This is a genomic window from Pseudosulfitobacter sp. DSM 107133 (assembly GCF_022788695.1).
GTDB lineage: Bacteria > Pseudomonadota > Alphaproteobacteria > Rhodobacterales > Rhodobacteraceae > Pseudosulfitobacter.
The window spans coordinates 2,451,515-2,467,917 of the sequence record NZ_CP085154.1; the positions used below are offsets into that span (position 1 = coordinate 2,451,515).

19 protein-coding genes are annotated in these 16,403 nt (G+C 62.4%); 11 read left to right on the forward strand and 8 right to left on the reverse strand.

What is annotated here, in order from left to right; genetic code table 11:
* Positions 1 to 157: 157 nt before the first annotated feature.
* On the forward strand, positions 158 to 664 hold the full coding sequence (locus tag DSM107133_RS12000) for a transposase (protein WP_114291374.1): 507 nt from the start codon (positions 158 to 160) through the stop codon (positions 662 to 664).
* A 13-nt stretch (positions 665 to 677) separates the two neighbouring features.
* On the opposite strand, the gene DSM107133_RS12005 is transcribed toward DSM107133_RS12000, so the two are convergent.
* The 4 genes from DSM107133_RS12005 to DSM107133_RS12020 all read right to left on the reverse strand — a co-directional run bounded on the left by DSM107133_RS12005 (position 678) and on the right by DSM107133_RS12020 (position 4,627).
* Complete coding sequence (locus tag DSM107133_RS12005) at positions 678 to 1,454, reverse strand: gamma-glutamyl-gamma-aminobutyrate hydrolase family protein (protein WP_114291375.1); 777 nt, start codon at positions 1,452 to 1,454, stop codon at positions 678 to 680.
* Positions 1,455 to 1,545: 91 nt separating this feature from the next.
* Positions 1,546 to 1,971 (reverse strand): heme-binding protein, encoded by a 426-nt coding sequence (locus DSM107133_RS12010; RefSeq protein ID WP_114291376.1) that lies wholly within the window; start codon positions 1,969 to 1,971, stop codon positions 1,546 to 1,548.
* A gap of 84 nt (positions 1,972 to 2,055) precedes the next feature.
* Positions 2,056 to 4,215: a malate synthase G gene (locus tag DSM107133_RS12015; protein ID WP_114291377.1), complete on the reverse strand. Its 2,160-nt coding sequence runs from the start codon at positions 4,213 to 4,215 to the stop codon at positions 2,056 to 2,058.
* Between the two features lie 226 nt (positions 4,216 to 4,441).
* A complete protein-coding gene (locus DSM107133_RS12020) occupies positions 4,442 to 4,627 on the reverse strand; it encodes a hypothetical protein (protein ID WP_114291378.1) in 186 nt (61 codons plus the stop codon).
* Positions 4,628 to 4,733: 106 nt separating this feature from the next.
* Here DSM107133_RS12020 and pepN point away from each other — a divergent pair, with 106 nt between their 5' ends.
* The 4 genes from pepN to DSM107133_RS12040 are packed head-to-tail and all read left to right on the forward strand — an operon-like array spanning position 4,734 to position 8,998.
* Positions 4,734 to 7,277 carry an aminopeptidase N gene (pepN, locus tag DSM107133_RS12025; RefSeq protein ID WP_114291379.1) on the forward strand — a complete coding sequence of 848 codons (2,544 nt, stop codon included), beginning with the start codon at positions 4,734 to 4,736 and terminating at the stop codon, positions 7,275 to 7,277.
* A gap of 8 nt (positions 7,278 to 7,285) precedes the next feature.
* The gene (locus DSM107133_RS12030) at positions 7,286 to 8,035 is read left to right on the forward strand and encodes an SDR family oxidoreductase (RefSeq protein ID WP_114291380.1); all 750 of its coding nucleotides are present in this window, start codon (positions 7,286 to 7,288) and stop codon (positions 8,033 to 8,035) included.
* A gap of 1 nt (position 8,036) precedes the next feature.
* A complete protein-coding gene (locus DSM107133_RS12035) occupies positions 8,037 to 8,570 on the forward strand; it encodes a hypothetical protein (RefSeq protein WP_114291381.1) in 534 nt (177 codons plus the stop codon).
* Positions 8,567 to 8,998 (forward strand): hypothetical protein, encoded by a 432-nt coding sequence (locus DSM107133_RS12040; protein ID WP_114291382.1) that lies wholly within the window; start codon positions 8,567 to 8,569, stop codon positions 8,996 to 8,998. Before DSM107133_RS12035 ends, DSM107133_RS12040 begins: the two co-directional genes overlap by 4 nt.
* On the opposite strand, the gene DSM107133_RS12045 is transcribed toward DSM107133_RS12040, so the two are convergent.
* Positions 8,995 to 9,573 carry a transglycosylase SLT domain-containing protein gene (locus DSM107133_RS12045; RefSeq protein ID WP_345889578.1) on the reverse strand — a complete coding sequence of 193 codons (579 nt, stop codon included), beginning with the start codon at positions 9,571 to 9,573 and terminating at the stop codon, positions 8,995 to 8,997. The two genes, DSM107133_RS12040 and DSM107133_RS12045, sit on opposite strands and share 4 nt — an antisense overlap.
* Before the next feature lie 487 nt (positions 9,574 to 10,060).
* Between DSM107133_RS12045 and DSM107133_RS12050 the strand changes: the two genes are divergently transcribed.
* Together DSM107133_RS12050 and DSM107133_RS12055 are read left to right on the forward strand one after the other, a co-directional pair.
* Positions 10,061 to 10,645, forward strand: a complete 585-nt coding sequence (locus tag DSM107133_RS12050; protein WP_162791926.1) for a hypothetical protein — start codon at positions 10,061 to 10,063, stop codon at positions 10,643 to 10,645.
* A 53-nt stretch (positions 10,646 to 10,698) separates the two neighbouring features.
* On the forward strand, positions 10,699 to 11,328 hold the full coding sequence (locus DSM107133_RS12055; RefSeq protein WP_162791927.1) for a hypothetical protein: 630 nt from the start codon (positions 10,699 to 10,701) through the stop codon (positions 11,326 to 11,328).
* Here the strand turns inward: DSM107133_RS12055 and DSM107133_RS12060 are convergent.
* On the reverse strand, positions 11,325 to 11,828 hold the full coding sequence (locus DSM107133_RS12060; RefSeq protein WP_114291386.1) for a hypothetical protein: 504 nt from the start codon (positions 11,826 to 11,828) through the stop codon (positions 11,325 to 11,327). The two genes, DSM107133_RS12055 and DSM107133_RS12060, sit on opposite strands and share 4 nt — an antisense overlap.
* A 120-nt stretch (positions 11,829 to 11,948) precedes the next feature.
* On the opposite strand from DSM107133_RS12060, the gene gatB reads away from it, so the two are divergent.
* The 3 genes from gatB (at position 11,949) to DSM107133_RS12075 (ending at position 14,742) form a co-directional block, all read left to right on the forward strand.
* Positions 11,949 to 13,460: an Asp-tRNA(Asn)/Glu-tRNA(Gln) amidotransferase subunit GatB gene (gatB, locus tag DSM107133_RS12065; RefSeq protein ID WP_114291387.1), complete on the forward strand. Its 1,512-nt coding sequence runs from the start codon at positions 11,949 to 11,951 to the stop codon at positions 13,458 to 13,460.
* A 133-nt stretch (positions 13,461 to 13,593) separates the two neighbouring features.
* Positions 13,594 to 14,094 (forward strand): thioesterase family protein, encoded by a 501-nt coding sequence (locus DSM107133_RS12070; protein WP_205387720.1) that lies wholly within the window; start codon positions 13,594 to 13,596, stop codon positions 14,092 to 14,094.
* 75 nt (positions 14,095 to 14,169) lie between these two features.
* Positions 14,170 to 14,742 carry a DUF4177 domain-containing protein gene (locus DSM107133_RS12075; protein WP_114291388.1) on the forward strand — a complete coding sequence of 191 codons (573 nt, stop codon included), beginning with the start codon at positions 14,170 to 14,172 and terminating at the stop codon, positions 14,740 to 14,742.
* Here DSM107133_RS12075 and DSM107133_RS12080 read toward each other — a convergent pair whose 3' ends face one another.
* Entirely contained in the window at positions 14,743 to 15,000 is a 258-nt protein-coding gene (locus tag DSM107133_RS12080) for a BolA family protein (RefSeq protein ID WP_114291389.1), read from the reverse strand. It lies immediately after the preceding gene.
* 86 nt (positions 15,001 to 15,086) lie between these two features.
* On the opposite strand from DSM107133_RS12080, the gene DSM107133_RS12085 reads away from it, so the two are divergent.
* Positions 15,087 to 15,713: a DnaJ domain-containing protein gene (locus DSM107133_RS12085; RefSeq protein ID WP_114291390.1), complete on the forward strand. Its 627-nt coding sequence runs from the start codon at positions 15,087 to 15,089 to the stop codon at positions 15,711 to 15,713.
* A 114-nt stretch (positions 15,714 to 15,827) separates the two neighbouring features.
* On the opposite strand, the gene DSM107133_RS12090 is transcribed toward DSM107133_RS12085, so the two are convergent.
* A complete protein-coding gene (locus DSM107133_RS12090; RefSeq protein ID WP_240310327.1) occupies positions 15,828 to 16,331 on the reverse strand; it encodes a fasciclin domain-containing protein in 504 nt (167 codons plus the stop codon).
* Positions 16,332 to 16,403 lie beyond the last annotated feature (72 nt).

The window sequence follows — 16,403 nt, forward strand, 5'->3', positions numbered from 1 at the left end:
AATTAATGCAAAGAAATCCATGAAGATGCGCATCTTTCATGCGCGCGCATGGTCCCGCGCCGGTCTGGCGCCTCTGTCGACCTGCGCCAGACGCAGGAATATCCCGTCTTTGGGTGGATTCACGCGTTGTTAACTGTGCCGTACATAGGCTTGCAGGATGATTGATCCCGCACGCCCATTGCCCGCCACGGGCACCTGTTTTTTCACAGTTCGCCTGCAAGACTGCCGGTCCGACCTGCTGGTGCGCAGGATCGGGCGCTTGCGACAAGCCACGCGGATTGCCCTGAATGCCCACCCGTTTCGCATCGACGACATTGTCGTGTTGCCAAACGCGATCCACACCATCTGGACAATGCCACCCGCAGACACCGATGTGTCGCGCCGCTGGGGCCTGCTGAAGGCTTATTTTTCACGCGGCGTTGCACCGCCTGCACATCGCCACCCTGCCGCAATACGCAGCAACGACAAGGGGATATGGCAGCGCCGGTTCTGGTCGCATCCGCTGTCGAACACCGAAGACATCGCAACCCATCGCAACCTGATCTATAGCGCACCGGTACAGGCAGGGCTTGTTGATGATCCGCGCCAGTGGCCACACACATCGTTGCACCGCGCTTTGAAGGCAGGCACATGGACCCTGCCCCGGCAGGTGTCAGCGGCTTGAAATGGCATAGGGGTCAGGCGGTTTTCAACGCCGGACGGGCCTTGCCCGCCGCCCAGTCACGCAGCGCATCACCGAACGCGCAGAACAGGGTCTTTGATACCGGGTCCAGCCCTGCGTTGTACTCGGGGTGCCACTGCACCGACATGGTAAAGCCCGGCGCGCCGTCGATATAGATCGCCTCGGGCGTGCCATCAGGGGCATAGCCGTCGATTATCACGCGTTTGCCAGCGGCTTTGATGCCCTGACCGTGCAGCGTATTGGTCATGACCGCCTGCTTGCCCAGCAAGCGGTGGAACGGTCCGCCCTCGGTAAAGCTGACCTCATGGCGCAGGGCAAATTTCTCTTCCAGCGTGCCATCGGGGGGCATCCGGTGGTTGGTGCGCCCCGGCAGATCGCGAATTTCGGGGTACAGGCTGCCGCCCATCGCCACGTTGACCTCCTGAAACCCGCGACAGACCCCGAAAAACGGCTGGCCGCGTTCGACACAGGCGCGAATCAACGGCAACGTCACCGCATCGCGCGCACGGTCGAAATCGCCATGGGCGACAGTGGCTTCCTCGCCATATTCCTCGGGGTGCACATTGGGGCGTCCGCCGGTCAGCAGAAAGCCGTCGCAGACTTCCATCAGCTCTTCGGCAGTGTTCAACGCCGGATCAGCCGCCACCAACAACGGGATCGCGCCCGACACTTCTGCAATTGCCGATGTGTTCATCATGCCACCGGCATGCACTTTGTAATCGTCGCCAATCACATGCGCATTGCTGATAATACCGACAACCGGACGTGCCATGGGGCCTCTCTCGCCTTCGTTGAGTGTGCAGGATCGTATACCGCAGGCCGGGACATTTGCCCAGCCTGACGCTTCGTCCCGTGGCGAAAGCCTAGATTTCGCCTACCAAAGCAGCAGCTTCAATACCCGCCATCGCCGCAATCGCATCGTTGTCGGATGTGTCACCGGTCACACCGACCGCCCCCACGACCTTGCCCGCCTTGCTGCGCAGCAGCACGCCGCCCGGCACCGGCACAACCTGCCCGCCGAACACACCGTTGACCGCCGCCATGAAATAGGCCTGATCCTCGGCCCGTTTCATCTGCGCTGTGCCCGCCATTCCCAGCATCACAGCGCCGTAGGCCTTGCCATGGGCAATGCCGAACCGCCCCGGCGACGCACCGTCGCTGCGTTCAAAGGCAACCACATGGCCGCCCGCGTCCAACACCACCACTGACAGCGGTTTCAGTTCCATTTCACGTCCCGTGCTGATCGCCTTGCGAACGATCTTGCGCGCCTGGTTCAGGGTCACCGACATCGGTCCCTCCTTCTCTGGTTCAAAAAATCCTCGGGGGGTGCGCCAAAGGCGCGGGGGGCAGACAGCCCCCCTGCTCCGCCCGCCTCAGCCCTGTGCTTTCAACTCAAGCCGCCGCGCGTGCAACACAGGCTCGGTATAGCCCGAGGGCTGCACCCGCCCTTTCAGCACCAGATCACAGGCAGCGGCAAAAGCCACACCGTCAAACCCCGGAGCCATCGGCGTATAGGACGCATCGCCTGCGTTCTGCTTGTCCACCACAGCGGCCATCTTGCGCAGCCCCGCGATCACCTGATCCTCGCTGATCACACCGTGATGCAGCCAGTTGGCCAGCGCCTGCGCCGAGATGCGGCAGGTCGCGCGGTCTTCCATCAGGCCCACGTCGTGAATGTCCGGCACCTTGGAACAGCCCACGCCCTGATCGACCCAGCGCACCACATAGCCAAGGATGCCTTGGGCGTTGTTCTCGATTTCCTGCGCGATTTCCGCGTCGCTCAGGTTGCGCCCGTCCATCACCGGAATGGTCAGCAGGTCTTCCAGCGTGCCACGCGCGCCGCCGGCCGTGATCTCGTCCTGACGGGCCAGCACGTCGACATCGTGGTAATGTGTCGCGTGCAGGGTCGCCGCGGTGGGCGACGGCACCCATGCGCAGTTGGCGCCGGACTTGGGGTGGCCGATCTTGGCCGTCAACATATCGGCCATCAGATCGGGCATAGCCCACATCCCCTTGCCGATCTGCGCGCGGCCCTGCAAACCGCAGGCCAGACCGATGTCGACGTTGCGATCCTCGTACGAGGCAATCCACGCGGCGGACTTCATCTCGCCCTTGGGCACCATCGGCCCCGCCTCCATCGAAGTGTGGATTTCGTCGCCCGTGCGATCCAGGAAACCGGTGTTGATGAAGGCCACGCGCGATTTCGCGGCGCGGATACATTCGGCCAGGTTCACCGAGGTGCGGCGTTCCTCATCCATTATGCCCAGTTTGACAGTGTTCGCAGGCAAGCCCAGCACCTTTTCGACGCGGGTGAAAATCTCGTCGGCCAGTGCCACCTCTTCCGGCCCGTGCATCTTAGGTTTCACCACATAGACCGATCCGGCCACCGAATTGCGCAGGCCGTCCGATTTTTTCAAATCGTGCATGGCAATCAGCGTGGTGATCATCGCGTCCATCAACCCTTCGCTGATCTCGCGGCCTTCGGCGTCCAGAATCGCAGGATTGGTCATCAGGTGGCCCACATTGCGCACCAGCATCAGCGACCGCCCTTTCAGGCGCGCGGCGCTGCCGTCTGCGGCGGTATAGGCAATGTCATCCGCCATTTTGCGGGTCATCTGCTTGCCACCTTTATCAAAGGTCTCTTGCAGATCGCCCTTCATCAGGCCCAGCCAGTTGCCATAGGCCACGACCTTGTCCTCGGCATCCACCGCCGCAACGCTGTCTTCGCAATCCATGATGGTGGACATGGCCGATTCCAGCCGTACGTCCGAAATGCCCGCCGGATCACTGGCACCGATGTCGGTGCTGCGGTCCAGCATGATCTGGATGTGCAACCCGTTGTTGCGCAGCAGCACGAAATCGGGTGCATCCGCGTCACCGCCAAAGCCCACGAAAGCGTCGGGCGTGGCCAGTGCGGCGCTTCCGTCAGCAGTGCTCAGCGCCAAACCACCGTCCGCAACACTTACGCCGGTCACCGAACCCCAATTTCCCGCCGCCAGCGGCGCGGCCTTATCCAGAAACCCCTTGGCCCAGTCGATCACCCGCTCACCGCGTTTCGGATCGTACCCCTTGCCCGCAGGCAAATCGCCCAGCGCATCGGTGCCGTAGAGCGCATCGTAGAGGCTGCCCCAGCGCGCATTGGCCGCGTTCAGCGCAAAGCGGGCGTTGGTGATCGGCACCACCAACTGCGGGCCGGGGATGTTGGCAATCTCGGGGTCCACGTTCGCGGTGTCGATCTCGAACGGCGCGCCCTCGGGCACCAGATAGCCGATCTCGCGCAGGAAGGCGGTGTAGCTTTCTGCGTCATGCGGCTGGCCACGGCGTTCTACATGCCAAGCGTCAATCTGCGCCTGAAGCTCTTCGCGTTTGGCCAGCATATCGCGGGTTTTCGGGCCAAGGTCCGCGACAATCCCGGCAAAGCCTGCCCAGAATGTGCTGGCGTCCACGCCGGTGCCCGTCAGGGCGCGATCTTCGACAAAGGCGGCCAGTTCGGGCGCAACGCTCAAACCGCTGCGATCCACATAATTGGTCATGACTTACTCCGTATTGTGCTGTGTTGGCGCTAAAGTTAAGGCGAAACCCCGGCGTCGTAAACCTCTGGCGAGGCAGATTGGTCATATATATTTACCAGTTCAGCGCAACATGGAATTCCGGCCTGCAACCCCGCCCGGACATGCAAAAACCGGCCCAGCCGTTCGGCTGTGACCGGTTTTATCCAGATGAGGAGACAGAGGCCGCGTGATCGTCGGCCCTTAATCGTCAGTCCGTTCCAGTCTGCATGACCGCCGGTTCGCTGCTGGTGGCCTGATCTTCTTCGGTGTCAAAGCCTCCGAAGACAAAAACCACACCTGCGACCAGTGCAAGGGCAACGGCGGCACCGATGCCCAGCAGTGAAGGCTTGTGGCGTTTCGTTTGTTTTTCAATCTGTGTGTCTGATGCTGACATAGTCAATTCCTTTCGCTTCGCTGAATGGGCGGGTTGCCGCCCTTGCGTCATACATTTAACGTCTGCGCCTATCGCTTTGTTCCACCCCAGACCGACAGGACAACCCATGCGCGACGCCGCTCCCCAGACGATTTACCTTGCCGACTACACGCCCTTTGGCTTTGACGTGGACGAGGTGCATCTGACGTTCGATCTGGCCCCTTCTGCCACGCATGCGCGCGCCCGCATCCGGTTCACCCCGAAACCCGACGCCACCGACCGCACTTTCTTTTTGCACGGCGAAAACCTGACCCTGATCGAGGCGAAGATCGACGGCGAACCTGTCAAACCCAAGGTCACGCCCGAAGGGCTGACATGCGCCGTTCCGTCGATCCCCTTCACCTGGGAAAGCCATGTACAGATCGACCCCGCCGCCAACACCGCCCTTGAGGGGCTGTACCAGTCGAACGGCATGTATTGCACCCAATGCGAGGCACAGGGGTTTCGCAAGATCACCTATTACCCCGACCGCCCCGATGTGATGAGCACCTTTACCGTGCGCATCAACGGGCTGCATCCGGTGCTGTTGTCAAACGGCAACCTTGTATCGTCGGGCGACGGCTGGGCCGAATGGCACGATCCGTGGCCCAAACCTGCCTATCTGTTCGCGCTGGTCGCGGGCGATCTGATCGCCCACCGCGACACGTTCACCACCATGGAAGGCCGCAAGGTCGATCTGGCGCTGTATGTGCGCCCCGGTGACGAGGGCAAATGCGCTTTCGGGATGCAGGCGCTGAAAGACAGCATGAAATGGGACGAAGAGGTCTATGGCCGCGCCTATGACCTTGAGGTTTTCAACATCGTGGCCGTGGATGATTTCAACATGGGCGCGATGGAAAACAAGGGGCTGAACATCTTCAACGCCTCGGCGGTTCTGGCCTCTCCCGAGACATCGACCGACATGAATTTCGAGCGCATCGAAGCGATCATTGCCCATGAATATTTCCACAACTGGACCGGCAACCGCATCACCTGCCGCGACTGGTTCCAGCTGTGCCTGAAAGAAGGGCTGACCGTTTACCGCGACAGCCAGTTCACATCCGACATGCGCAGTGCGCCGGTGAAACGCATCAACGACGTGATCGACCTGCGCGGGCGGCAATTCCCCGAGGATCAGGGGCCGCTGGCCCATCCGGTGCGCCCCGAAAGCTTTCAGGAGATCAACAACTTTTACACCGCCACCGTCTATGAAAAAGGCGCCGAGGTGATCGGGATGCTGCGCACGCTGGTGGGGCCGGATTCGTACAAGAACGCGCTGAATATGTACTTTGACCGCCACGACGGACAGGCCTGCACCATCGAGGACTGGTTGCAGGTCTTCGAGGATGCCACGGGCCGCGACCTGAGCCAGTTCAAACGCTGGTATTCTCAGGCAGGCACCCCGCATCTGAGCGTGAGCGAGGATTACAAAAACGCGACCTATACGCTGACCTTTACCCAGCACACCCCGCCCAGCGCCGCGTCGCCCGATCCGCAACCGCTGGTGATTCCCGTGGCCGTGGGGCTGCTGGATGCAGACGGCAACGAGGTGATGGACACGCAGATTCTGGAGCTGACGGAAGCCAAACAAAGCTTTGCCTTTGCCGGGCACAGCGCCAAGCCGACTGCCTCCATCCTGCGCAACTTTTCCGCGCCGGTGGTGCTGGAGTTTGCCGCCGATCATGCCGCCCTGCTGGCCCATGACACCGACCCGTTCAACCGCTGGGAATCGGGGCGCGCGCTGGCGCTGGCATCGCTGCTGGCCGCGATCACCAAGGGGACCGCGCCCGATGCGGACTACCTGCAAGGGATCGCCACCGTGCTGCGCGATGACAGCCTTGATCCGGCGTACCGCGCGCTGATGCTGGGCCTGCCCGGGCAATCGGAACTGGCCGCTGCCCTGCACCGCAAGGGCGACACGCCCGATCCGCAGGCGATCTATGCGGCGGTCGAGGCGATGAAAGAGGCCTTGGCGCAGACGCTGAAGGACGATCTGCCGGGGCTTTATGCCGACAATCAGGTGACCGCGCCCTATGCGCCCGATGCCGCGCAATCCGGGATGCGTGCGCTTGGCAATGCCGCCCTGTCGCTGCTGACCCGTCTGGACGGCGGTAACGTGGCACAGGCGCAATACGACAGTGCCACCAACATGACCCAGCAGCTGGCCGCATTGGCCAACCTGATCCGTGCAGGCCGTGGCGATGCCGCACTGGCGGATTTCGAGGCACAGTGGAAAGACGACCGGCTGGTCATGGACAAATGGTTCGCCCTGCAAGTCAGCGAAGCCAAACCCGACGATGCCGCCGACACGGCCACCGCGCTGACCCGTCACCACGATTTCAACTGGAAGAACCCCAACCGCTTTCGCGCGACGCTGGGCGCGCTGTCGATGCATCACGCGGGCTTTCATGCCGCTGACGGGTCGGGATATGCGCTGCTGGCCGATTGGTTGATCAAGCTTGATCCGGTCAACCCGCAAACCACCGCGCGGATGTGTTCGGCCTTCCAGACATGGCGGCGTTATGACCAGATCCGCCAGTCGCTGATGGCCAGGGAGCTGGACCGTATCGCCTCCACCCCCGACCTCAGCCGCGACACCACCGAGATGATCACCCGCATCCGCAATGCCTGAGGCCTGCCATGACCACTCCCCGTCCCGTCTGTCTGATCACCGGTGCCTCGGCTGGCATCGGGGCCGCCTGTGCCGAACTGGCCGCCGAACGCGGCTATGACCTGCTGCTGACCTATCGCAGCGATATGGCCGGTGCCGAAGCCGTAAAAGCCCGCGCCGAGGCGGCAGGCGCCCGCGTGGTGCTGGTGCAGGCCGACGTGGCCGAACCGGAGGCCATCGAGCGCATCTATGCCACGCTGGACGACCAGTTTGGCCGCATCGAAGCGCTGATCAACAATGCCGGTGCCATCGACGCCATCGCGCGGCTGACCGACATGGACCACGCGCGCCTGACGCGCATCTTTGCGGTCAACGTGATCGGCGCGATGCTGGTGGCCAAGGGCGCCGTGCAACGGATGGAAGCGCAGGGCGACGGTGGCAATATCGTCAACATCTCTTCTGCCGCCGCGCGGCTGGGGTCGGGCGGGCAATTCGTGGACTATGCCGCCACCAAAGGGGCCATCGACACCTTTACCAAGGGGCTGTCGGACGAGGTTGCCCCCAACGGCATCCGGGTCAATTCGGTGCGCCCCGGCATTATCGAAACAGACATTCACGGCAAGGCCGGTGCCGCCGAACGGGTGGACCAATTGGGCCCAATGACACCGATGCGCCGCGCGGGCAGCGCCGCCGAGGTGGCCACGTCGGTGCTGTACCTGATGTCAGACGACGCCAGCTATGTCACCGGCGCGTTTCTGGATGTGACAGGGGGGCGCTGAGATGCCGATACTTCTGGGACTGATCGCCGTGGGCATGGGCGTCTATTTCTTCCTGCTGCGGGTGCGGCGCGGCTCTGCCATGGTGGCCGAGGTCATCGACATGGCCAGCGACGCCCGCGCGGCCGCCCGCCGGTTCGGGTTCAAACGGCGCACCAATGTCCACCCCGTCGACAGCATTGATGATGCGAACCTTGCGCTGGGGGCATTGGCCACGGCCTTTCTGGAGCTGGACGATCTGCCCACCCGCGACGCGCGCGCCGCGCTGAACGTGCAATTGCGCACGCAGCGTGTTGCCCCGGATGCCGAAGCCGCACAGGAAATCGCCGTGCTGGGCCACTGGTTCGTCCAGACCTGTGGCAGCGCACAAGCTGCGGTCGCGCGGCTGGCGCGGCGTCTGTACAAGCTGGACAACGGCGCGTCATTCCCGACCCTGATGACCGTACTGCAAGCCACCGCCCAAGCCTCGGGCGATGGGCTGAGCCGACGCCAGATTGAAGCGCTGGACGAAATCAAGCGCGCCTTTCGCCTGACGTGAGCGACTATATATACCAACGCAGCGGGCGCAGACCCGTGACGCTGATCACCCTCGTGACCATCTGGATCTTGCTGGCCGTTGCGATGGTGCGTTTTGACGCCTCTGTCTGGGTGGTGTGGATCGGGGCGCTGGCCACGCTGCCCGCGCTTTATGATCTGGTCACGGCGCGGGTGTCATTGCTGCGCCTCACCGACGCGGTCCTGAACTGGCAATCGGGCAAACGCAACGGCAGCGTCACGCTGCAAGACATCAAAACCGTGCGGCTGGACACGCGCCTGGACCTGTCGATCAAGGCCACGCTGGTGCTGCACACCGGCTCCCGCCTGCGCCTGCCGCTGGATGTGGTGCCCCCTGCCCAAGCCTTTGAAGACGCGCTGAGAGCGCGCGGTGTTGCCGTCGAGCGCCACCATTTCCGTCTGGTTGGTTAGCTTTTGCGTTTCGGTCGCATCTTCGGGCGGATCGCATTGGGCAGCGCGCAATAGGGCTGTTTGCGCGTCCAGCCCGCAATGTCGCGCCGTTTGGCCGCGCTGCGCATCGGGCCCCAGTCGGCAGCGACCCCGCGCCATCTGCTGTCGCGCCCGTAAATCACACCGTCGCGCGGCACCGTCACCGCCAGGATACGCACGGCACAGGACAGGTTGGCCGCTCCGTTCATCAGGTCCGGCCCTGTCCCCGCATTGCATTTGTACCCGCGCGCCGTGGAGGGCAAGATTTGCAGCAAACCGTACCAGCGCCCGCCGCCGCCAACGGCCTTCGGCTTATAGGTGCTTTCGTGTTTTGCCAACGCCGACAGAAACCCCAACCAAAAGGCGCGGCGCTCGCGGGTGCTGGCGCGCGGATAGTTCGGGCACCAGTCCTGCACATCACGCGGCACGCTTTGCACCAGCGGCGCGCCGTGCGCCTTGAGCGCAGACAAAGCCGCCCTGTTCCACAGCATATGCTTGGGCTGATGGGTCCAGCGGGTGCGCGGCACATCCCCGTCCCGCGCGGGCGGTCGCGGCATCTGTGAGAGGTCGGCCAAGGCCGCCCCCCCCGACGTCAGCCCCCATAGCCCCACACATATTATCATCAAGACGCGTTTCATCGCGCCACTATGCGCAACAGCTTTCTGCCAAATCAAGCTGCCATGACAGCAGCAAGCCACGCGACTGTCACCATAAGCAAAACAACGCGCGCAAGACGCGCCCCATTGTCGCCAGTTTGATGTGCGCGCCGCGATTCGCCCTTGCCATTGCCTCAATGGATTTGGGCCACGCAGCCCTCAAAATAGTTGATAGATCATTAATAAGATGTGCAAATTTCCGCTTAAAACAGCAGAAAATTCACCCACCGCGCGAACTGTGGCAAACCACTCTCGCTTGGTCCACCAATCAGCGTCAAAGCTCCGCACGGGTGCCATGTTTGCGCCTCAAACCAGCGGCAAATTGACAGCAGGTAAACGAAAGTAACGAGTACATCAGATGCGCCCCATGGCCACAGCTTCAAGACTGTTGAAATTGCTCCGCACAGCGGCGCACCGGCCCGAGCCTCATCTGGCAGTTGACGGCGTCCTGGACGCATCGGGTCCGGCAGCGCGTCCACAGCACGCCGCCGGATCCACCACCCTCCCCTTGTTAAGCATTCCCAGCCCCGACCCCACTGGCGAAGACCGCGCATGTGACATGCACAAGACCAGGGGGCAGCGCCTTGCCCGTCAGGAAAACTGGACGGCAGTATCCGAAGCCATCCGCACCGCCGAAGCCGCCGCCAGCCGCACGCCGGGGGGTATGCCCGTGGCCGAGTTGATTGCGTTCGGTGCCCGCGCCGATGTGGTCTATGCTGCCGAGCACGCCCTGTTGACGGGGCGTCCCGCCAAAGATGCCCCGTTGCTGGACGGCATCATCGCATTGGAAGAAGTGCTGGCGGAATTTCCCGACGATTATGTCATCGCAACCGTGGTCGCGATGACACATATCGACATCGGCTGGGCATGGCGCGGCACAGGCTGGACCGTCGAAGTGTCGGCGCGCAACCGCGAAGCCTTTGACGCCCATTTCGACCGTGCCCGCGATATTATCGAAATTTTTTTGCCGTAATCGACCACCGCTCGCCGCTGCTGGCTGCGGCCCATTGCGCCGTGCGCAGCGGGTTGCCGACCGACACCAAGCGTCTGGTCAGCGACTATGAAGCGCTGATTGATATGGACCCGCTGAACGCGCGGGGCTACCGGAATTTGGGCACACATCTGCTGCCGCGCTGGCACGGTTCTGTGCAGGAACTAGAGCTTCAGGCCCGTCGAATGGCAAGCCGCAGTCACGCGATATGGGGGGCTGGCGGCTATACCTGGGTCATGCTGGACGCCATTGCGCAAGACGACGCGGCCTGTGCTCGGCTGGATCTCGAATTCTTTATCGAGGGGTTGCACGACATTCTGGAACGACGCGCCGACCAGCACACGGTAAACCTGCTGGCGGCCTATTGTGCCAACACCATGGGCATGACGATGGATGCTGCCGATAGTGTAGCCTTTGTTCGCGGCCAGATTGCCGACTGCGCAAAATGGATCATCCGCCGGCATCTGACCGAACTGCACCCGATGATCTGGGCCCATGCGGCACGCGGATTCGACAACAATCTGCGGGTGCGTTGCCCCGACCGGTTTGCTGCCGCAGGGGCGGCCGATGCCCACCGCATCCTGTGTGACATGTTCCGCCGCGAGATGTCGCAGGGCAACCGGGTGGTGTTCACCGATCACGGTGCCCAGCTTGAGCCGGTCTAGGCGCGCGCCAAACGACGCGCTGCCGAGGCCAGCAAGGCCCGCGAATACAGCCCATGCGCGCCTTTAAGACTGTCGAACACCGGCCCCAGCACCAAAGCGCCCGATTTTGAACGGACAGGCACCACAACCGAGCCGAAAAACAATTTGGTGTCAGCACCTTGTGCTGCGACCTTGAACCAGGACTTAGTGCGCCCGGAGCGTTCGGCCAGTATCATTTCATCGCTGCGCCGTGCCTCGACCTGCCAGACCGCGAACCGCTCGGCCTGCCCGCTGGCCACCGCCTGCGCCTCGACGTCGGTTGACGGGGCGCCCGCCGCAAACCGCAGCACCAGCCGTTCGGCGCGAAACAGCGGCGTGGTATAGAAGGCGCCGACATAATCGGCCAGCGTCACCTGCCCCGGCACCACACAGGTATAGCAATCGCTGTGAAATCCGGCCTGCGCGGCAAAGGGCGCGATCAGGCTTTCGGGCGGCGCGTCTTGTGTTTGAATATCAACCATGGCGTCACATTGGCCTACTTGCCGCCCTGCGCCCAGCCCGCGCAATGTCGCAGCCCTCTTGCAGCACAGCGGGCGCTGGACTACACCGTCCGGCAATGCCCCACAGCCTTTGGTGAGACCATGCTTGACCTGTCCTATGACCTGCCGAAACCCCGCGTGATTGCCGGTGCCAAACACGACTGGGAACTGGTGATCGGGATGGAAGTCCACGCACAGGTGGCGTCAAACGCCAAGCTGTTCTCGGGGGCGTCGACCCTGTTCGGGGCCGAGCCCAATTCGAACGTGGCCTTTGTCGATGCGGCGATGCCCGGCATGTTGCCCGTGATCAACGAATATTGCATCGAACAGGCCGTGCGCACGGGGCTGGGCCTGAACGCCGAGATCCACCTGAAATCGGCCTTTGACCGCAAGAATTATTTCTACCCCGACCAGCCGGCCGGCTATCAGATCAGCCAGTTGTACCACCCCATCGTGGGCGAGGGTGAAGTGCTGGTGGAACTGGGCGACGGCACCGCGCGCCCGGTGCGCGTGGAACGCATCCACATGGAACAGGACGCGGGCAAGTCGATTCACGACATGGACCCCGACATGTCCTTTGTCGACCTGAACCGCGCCGGCGTCTGCCTGATGGAGATCGTCAGCCGCCCCGACATCCGCAGCGCCGAAGAGGCCGCAGCCTATATCCTGAAGCTGCGCCAGATCATGCGCTATCTGGGCACCTGCGACGGTGACATGCAGAACGGCAACCTGCGCGCGGACGTCAACGTGTCGGTCTGTCGGCCCGGTGACTATGAACGTTACCGCGAGTCCGGCGATTTCGGCCATCTGGGCACGCGCTGCGAGATCAAGAACATGAACTCGACCCGCTTTATCCAGCAGGCCATCGAAGTCGAGGCACGCCGCCAGATTGCCATCCTCGAGGCCGGCGGCGAAGTGGATCAGGAAACGCGCGGCTTTGACCCCGTCAAGGGCGAGACCCGCACACAGCGGTCCAAGGAAGAAGCGCATGACTATCGCTATTTCCCCGACCCCGACCTGCTGCCGCTGGAGATCGAACAGGACTGGGTTGACCAGATCAAATCCTCCCTGCCCGAGCTGCCAGACGCCAAGAAGGCACGTTTTATCAACGACTTCGGCCTGACAGACTATGACGCTTCCGTGCTGACCGCCGATCTGGACAGCGCCGGCTATTTCGAGGCCGTGGCCGCAGGTCGCGACGGCAAGATGGCCGCGAACTGGGTCATCAACGAATTGTTCGGCCGCCTGAAAAAAGACGACAAGGACATCGACGCAAGCCCCGTGACGCCCGCGCAGCTGGGTGGCATCATCGACCTGATCGCCTCGGATGCGATCAGCGGCAAGATTGCCAAGGATGTCTTTGAAATCGCCTATACCACAGGCCGCGACCCCGCCGAGATCGTCGAGACCGAGGGCCTGAAGCAGGTCACCGACACCGGCGCCATCGAGGCCGCGGTGGACGAGATCATCGCCGCAAACCCCGATCAGGTCGCCAAGGCGCAGGAAAACCCCAAGCTTGCAGGTTGGTTCGTCGGTCAGGTGATGAAAGCCACCGGCGGCAAGGCCAACCCCAAGGCGGTCAACGATCTGGTTGCGCAAAAGCTCAAGGGCTGATCCACCCCTGCTTTCTTTTGGCCATAAATATCCAAATGCAACGCGCGCCCCAAGCGGGCGCGCCGCCACGTCGCGCTTTACCTTGCCGCGAACGCCCCTCACCTTGGGTCAACCCAAGTGACGAAGGCAGAGCATGACCAACCCCACCCCACACTCCGACCTGCTGTTCCGCAGCAAGATGATGACCGTGCGCCCCGAATGGATCGACTATAACGGGCATTTGAACATGGCCTATTATTCGGTGCTGATGGACACCTCCGTCGATGATCTTTACCCGCAGTTCGGCTTTGGGCCGGATTACCTGAAATCCACTGGATGCACGACGTATATTGCCGAATTTCACATCTGCTATGTGCGCGAGTTGCACGAAGGCGATCAGGTCTATTCCACGGTGCAACTGATTGATTTTGATGAGAAACGATTCCACCTCTATCAAGAGCTTTGGCACAGGGACGGCTGGCTGGCTGCCACCGGCGAAGGGCTGACGCTTCATGTGGACCAATCCGGCCCGCGCGTGGCCCCGATGCCTGACAGCATTCTGGCAAACCTGCGCAAGATGCATGTGGCCCAGGCGGCGCTGCCACGGCCCGAACGTGCCGGCCGCAAGATCGGCATTCCTGCGCCCAAGGGCTGATGCACTCTTTCACATCCTGCCCCCAGTTGGTATACGCCCCTCCGCAATGACATCATCAGGGGCGATTGCACGGTCATGAAACAATACGAATACAAGGTCGTTCCAGCGCCCGCCAAAGGCCTGAAAGCACAGGGACTAAAAAGCCCGGAAGCGCGCTATGCCCACGCAATCGAAACGCTGATGAACGAACTGGCCGGTGACGGCTGGGACTACCAGCGCGCCGACACGCTGCCCTCGACCGAACGCGCGGGGCTGACCGGATCGACAACCGAATGGCGCCATCTGCTGATCTTTCGCCGTGCGCTGCCAACAGCGCAAGCAACGGCAGCGCCCGCGCCTGTCGCTGCCGAACAGCAAGCCGCGCCTGCCCCAGTGCCTGCCCCCGTCCCGGTGCAAACCGCGGCACCCGCCCCCGTTCAAGAGGCGGCACTTCGGCCAGAACCCGCAGTGGTCGCCGCGAAAAGCGACCCTGAGGATGACGATGCGGCACCGGCAGATGAACAGAAATCGCCCCGTTTGGGCGCCACCCACATGCTGTCCGACAATGGCGTCGAGGAGACCTCTGAAGTGTCGGGCATGACCAGTTCGCTGCAAAACCTTGCCAGCAACCGCAACCGCCTCAAAGGGGTCACCCGCGACGACAAATGATTAGCCGTCGGCGTCGATGGCAAGGGCGTGAATGCGCCCGATCAGATCGGCCCCGATGGCCGCATGAACCGCGCGGTGACGGGCAATCCGGCTCTGACCTGCGAATTCCGCCGCGCGAATGCGCACGTTGAAATGACTTTGTCCGGCGTCCGGTGCGCCCGCATGTCCGGCATGGGATGCACTGTCATCCACCACCTCTAGCTCGCGCGGTGAAAACACATCGTTCAACTTTTCCGCAATCTCGTCTGCCACTCGCATTTTTTCGCTCACTTTTTCACTGCGCCCCCTTCTATCTCCCTCCCAATATCCTAAAGTAACGGCCCAGAGTCGATAAGGTTGTCCCAATGTCCAAGTCTGATCCCTTCGGTTTCGATATGTCCGTCTCCTCCGCCAAGAAAAAGAACCCGCGCGGACGTCGCGGGATGTCGGGGGCGTCCGAAACCTCGACCCGCATTTGCGACCACGACGGCTGTGACGAGCCCGGCAAATACCGCGCGCCCAAGGCGCCGGATGTGCTGGACGATTATTTCTGGTTCTGTCAGCAGCATGTGCGCGAATATAACCTGAAATGGAATTTCTTCGACGGCACCACCGAGGCCGAGCTGAATGCGCAAATGTCCAAGGACAAGGTCTGGGAACGCGCAACCAAGCCGCTGGGCGACCCCGAAGCGCGCGCCTGGGCGCGGCTGGGCATCGAGGATCCGCATCAGGTGCTGGGGGCCAATGCCACGCAGAACCCCGGAAAGGCCGGTGGCGCGGGCAAGAAACTGCCCCCCACCGAACGTCGTGCGGCGGACATTCTGGAAGCCAAGGACCACTGGACCAAGGCCGAGGTGCGCAAGGCCTACAAGGCGCTCATCAAGGTGCTGCACCCCGACATGAACGGCGGCGACCGCTCGCAGGAAGAACAGTTGCAAGAGGTCATGTGGGCCTGGGAACAGATCAAGGCCAGCAAGAACTTCAAGGACTGAGTGTGTGTTTGGCCGGCGTTCGCGCCGCTGTGGAAACGAAAAAACGCCCCGCAACAGCGGGGCGTTTGTCGTTTCAGGCTGGTGGAGGAGGATACCAGCCCCCGCGCGCGGGGTTTATTCCGCAGGCAGCAGAACAGCGTCGATCACATGGATCACGCCGTTCGACTGTTTCACGTCGGCAATGGTCACGTTGGCTGTGCGGCCACGCTCGTCTGTCAGCGTGATGGTGTCACCCGACATTTTGGCGCTGAGTGTGCAGCCACCCACTGTCGGCACGTCATGCGCCCCGCCGTCATCCGCGATCATACCGGCAATGGCATCCGACATCGCGTCGGCAGCGACGACGTGGCAGGTCAGGATTTTGGTCAGCAAGTCTTTGTTCTCTGGCTTCAGCAGAGTTTCAACAGTGCCGGCTTTCAGCATGGCAAAGGCTTCGTTGGTCGGGGCGAAAACGGTGAACGGGCCTGGGCTCGCCAGCGTATCAACCAGACCAGCGGCCTTGACTGCGGCCACCAGCGTTGTGTGATCTGCCGAGTTCACCGCGTTTTCAACGATGTTCTTGTCGGCGTACATGGCAGCGCCACCCACCATCGGATTGTCAGCGGCCACAGCGGCCATACCAAAACCCGACAAGCCAAGAACCAGAGCGGATGTCGCGAGTGTCTTAGTAGAAAACATGAAATAACTCCC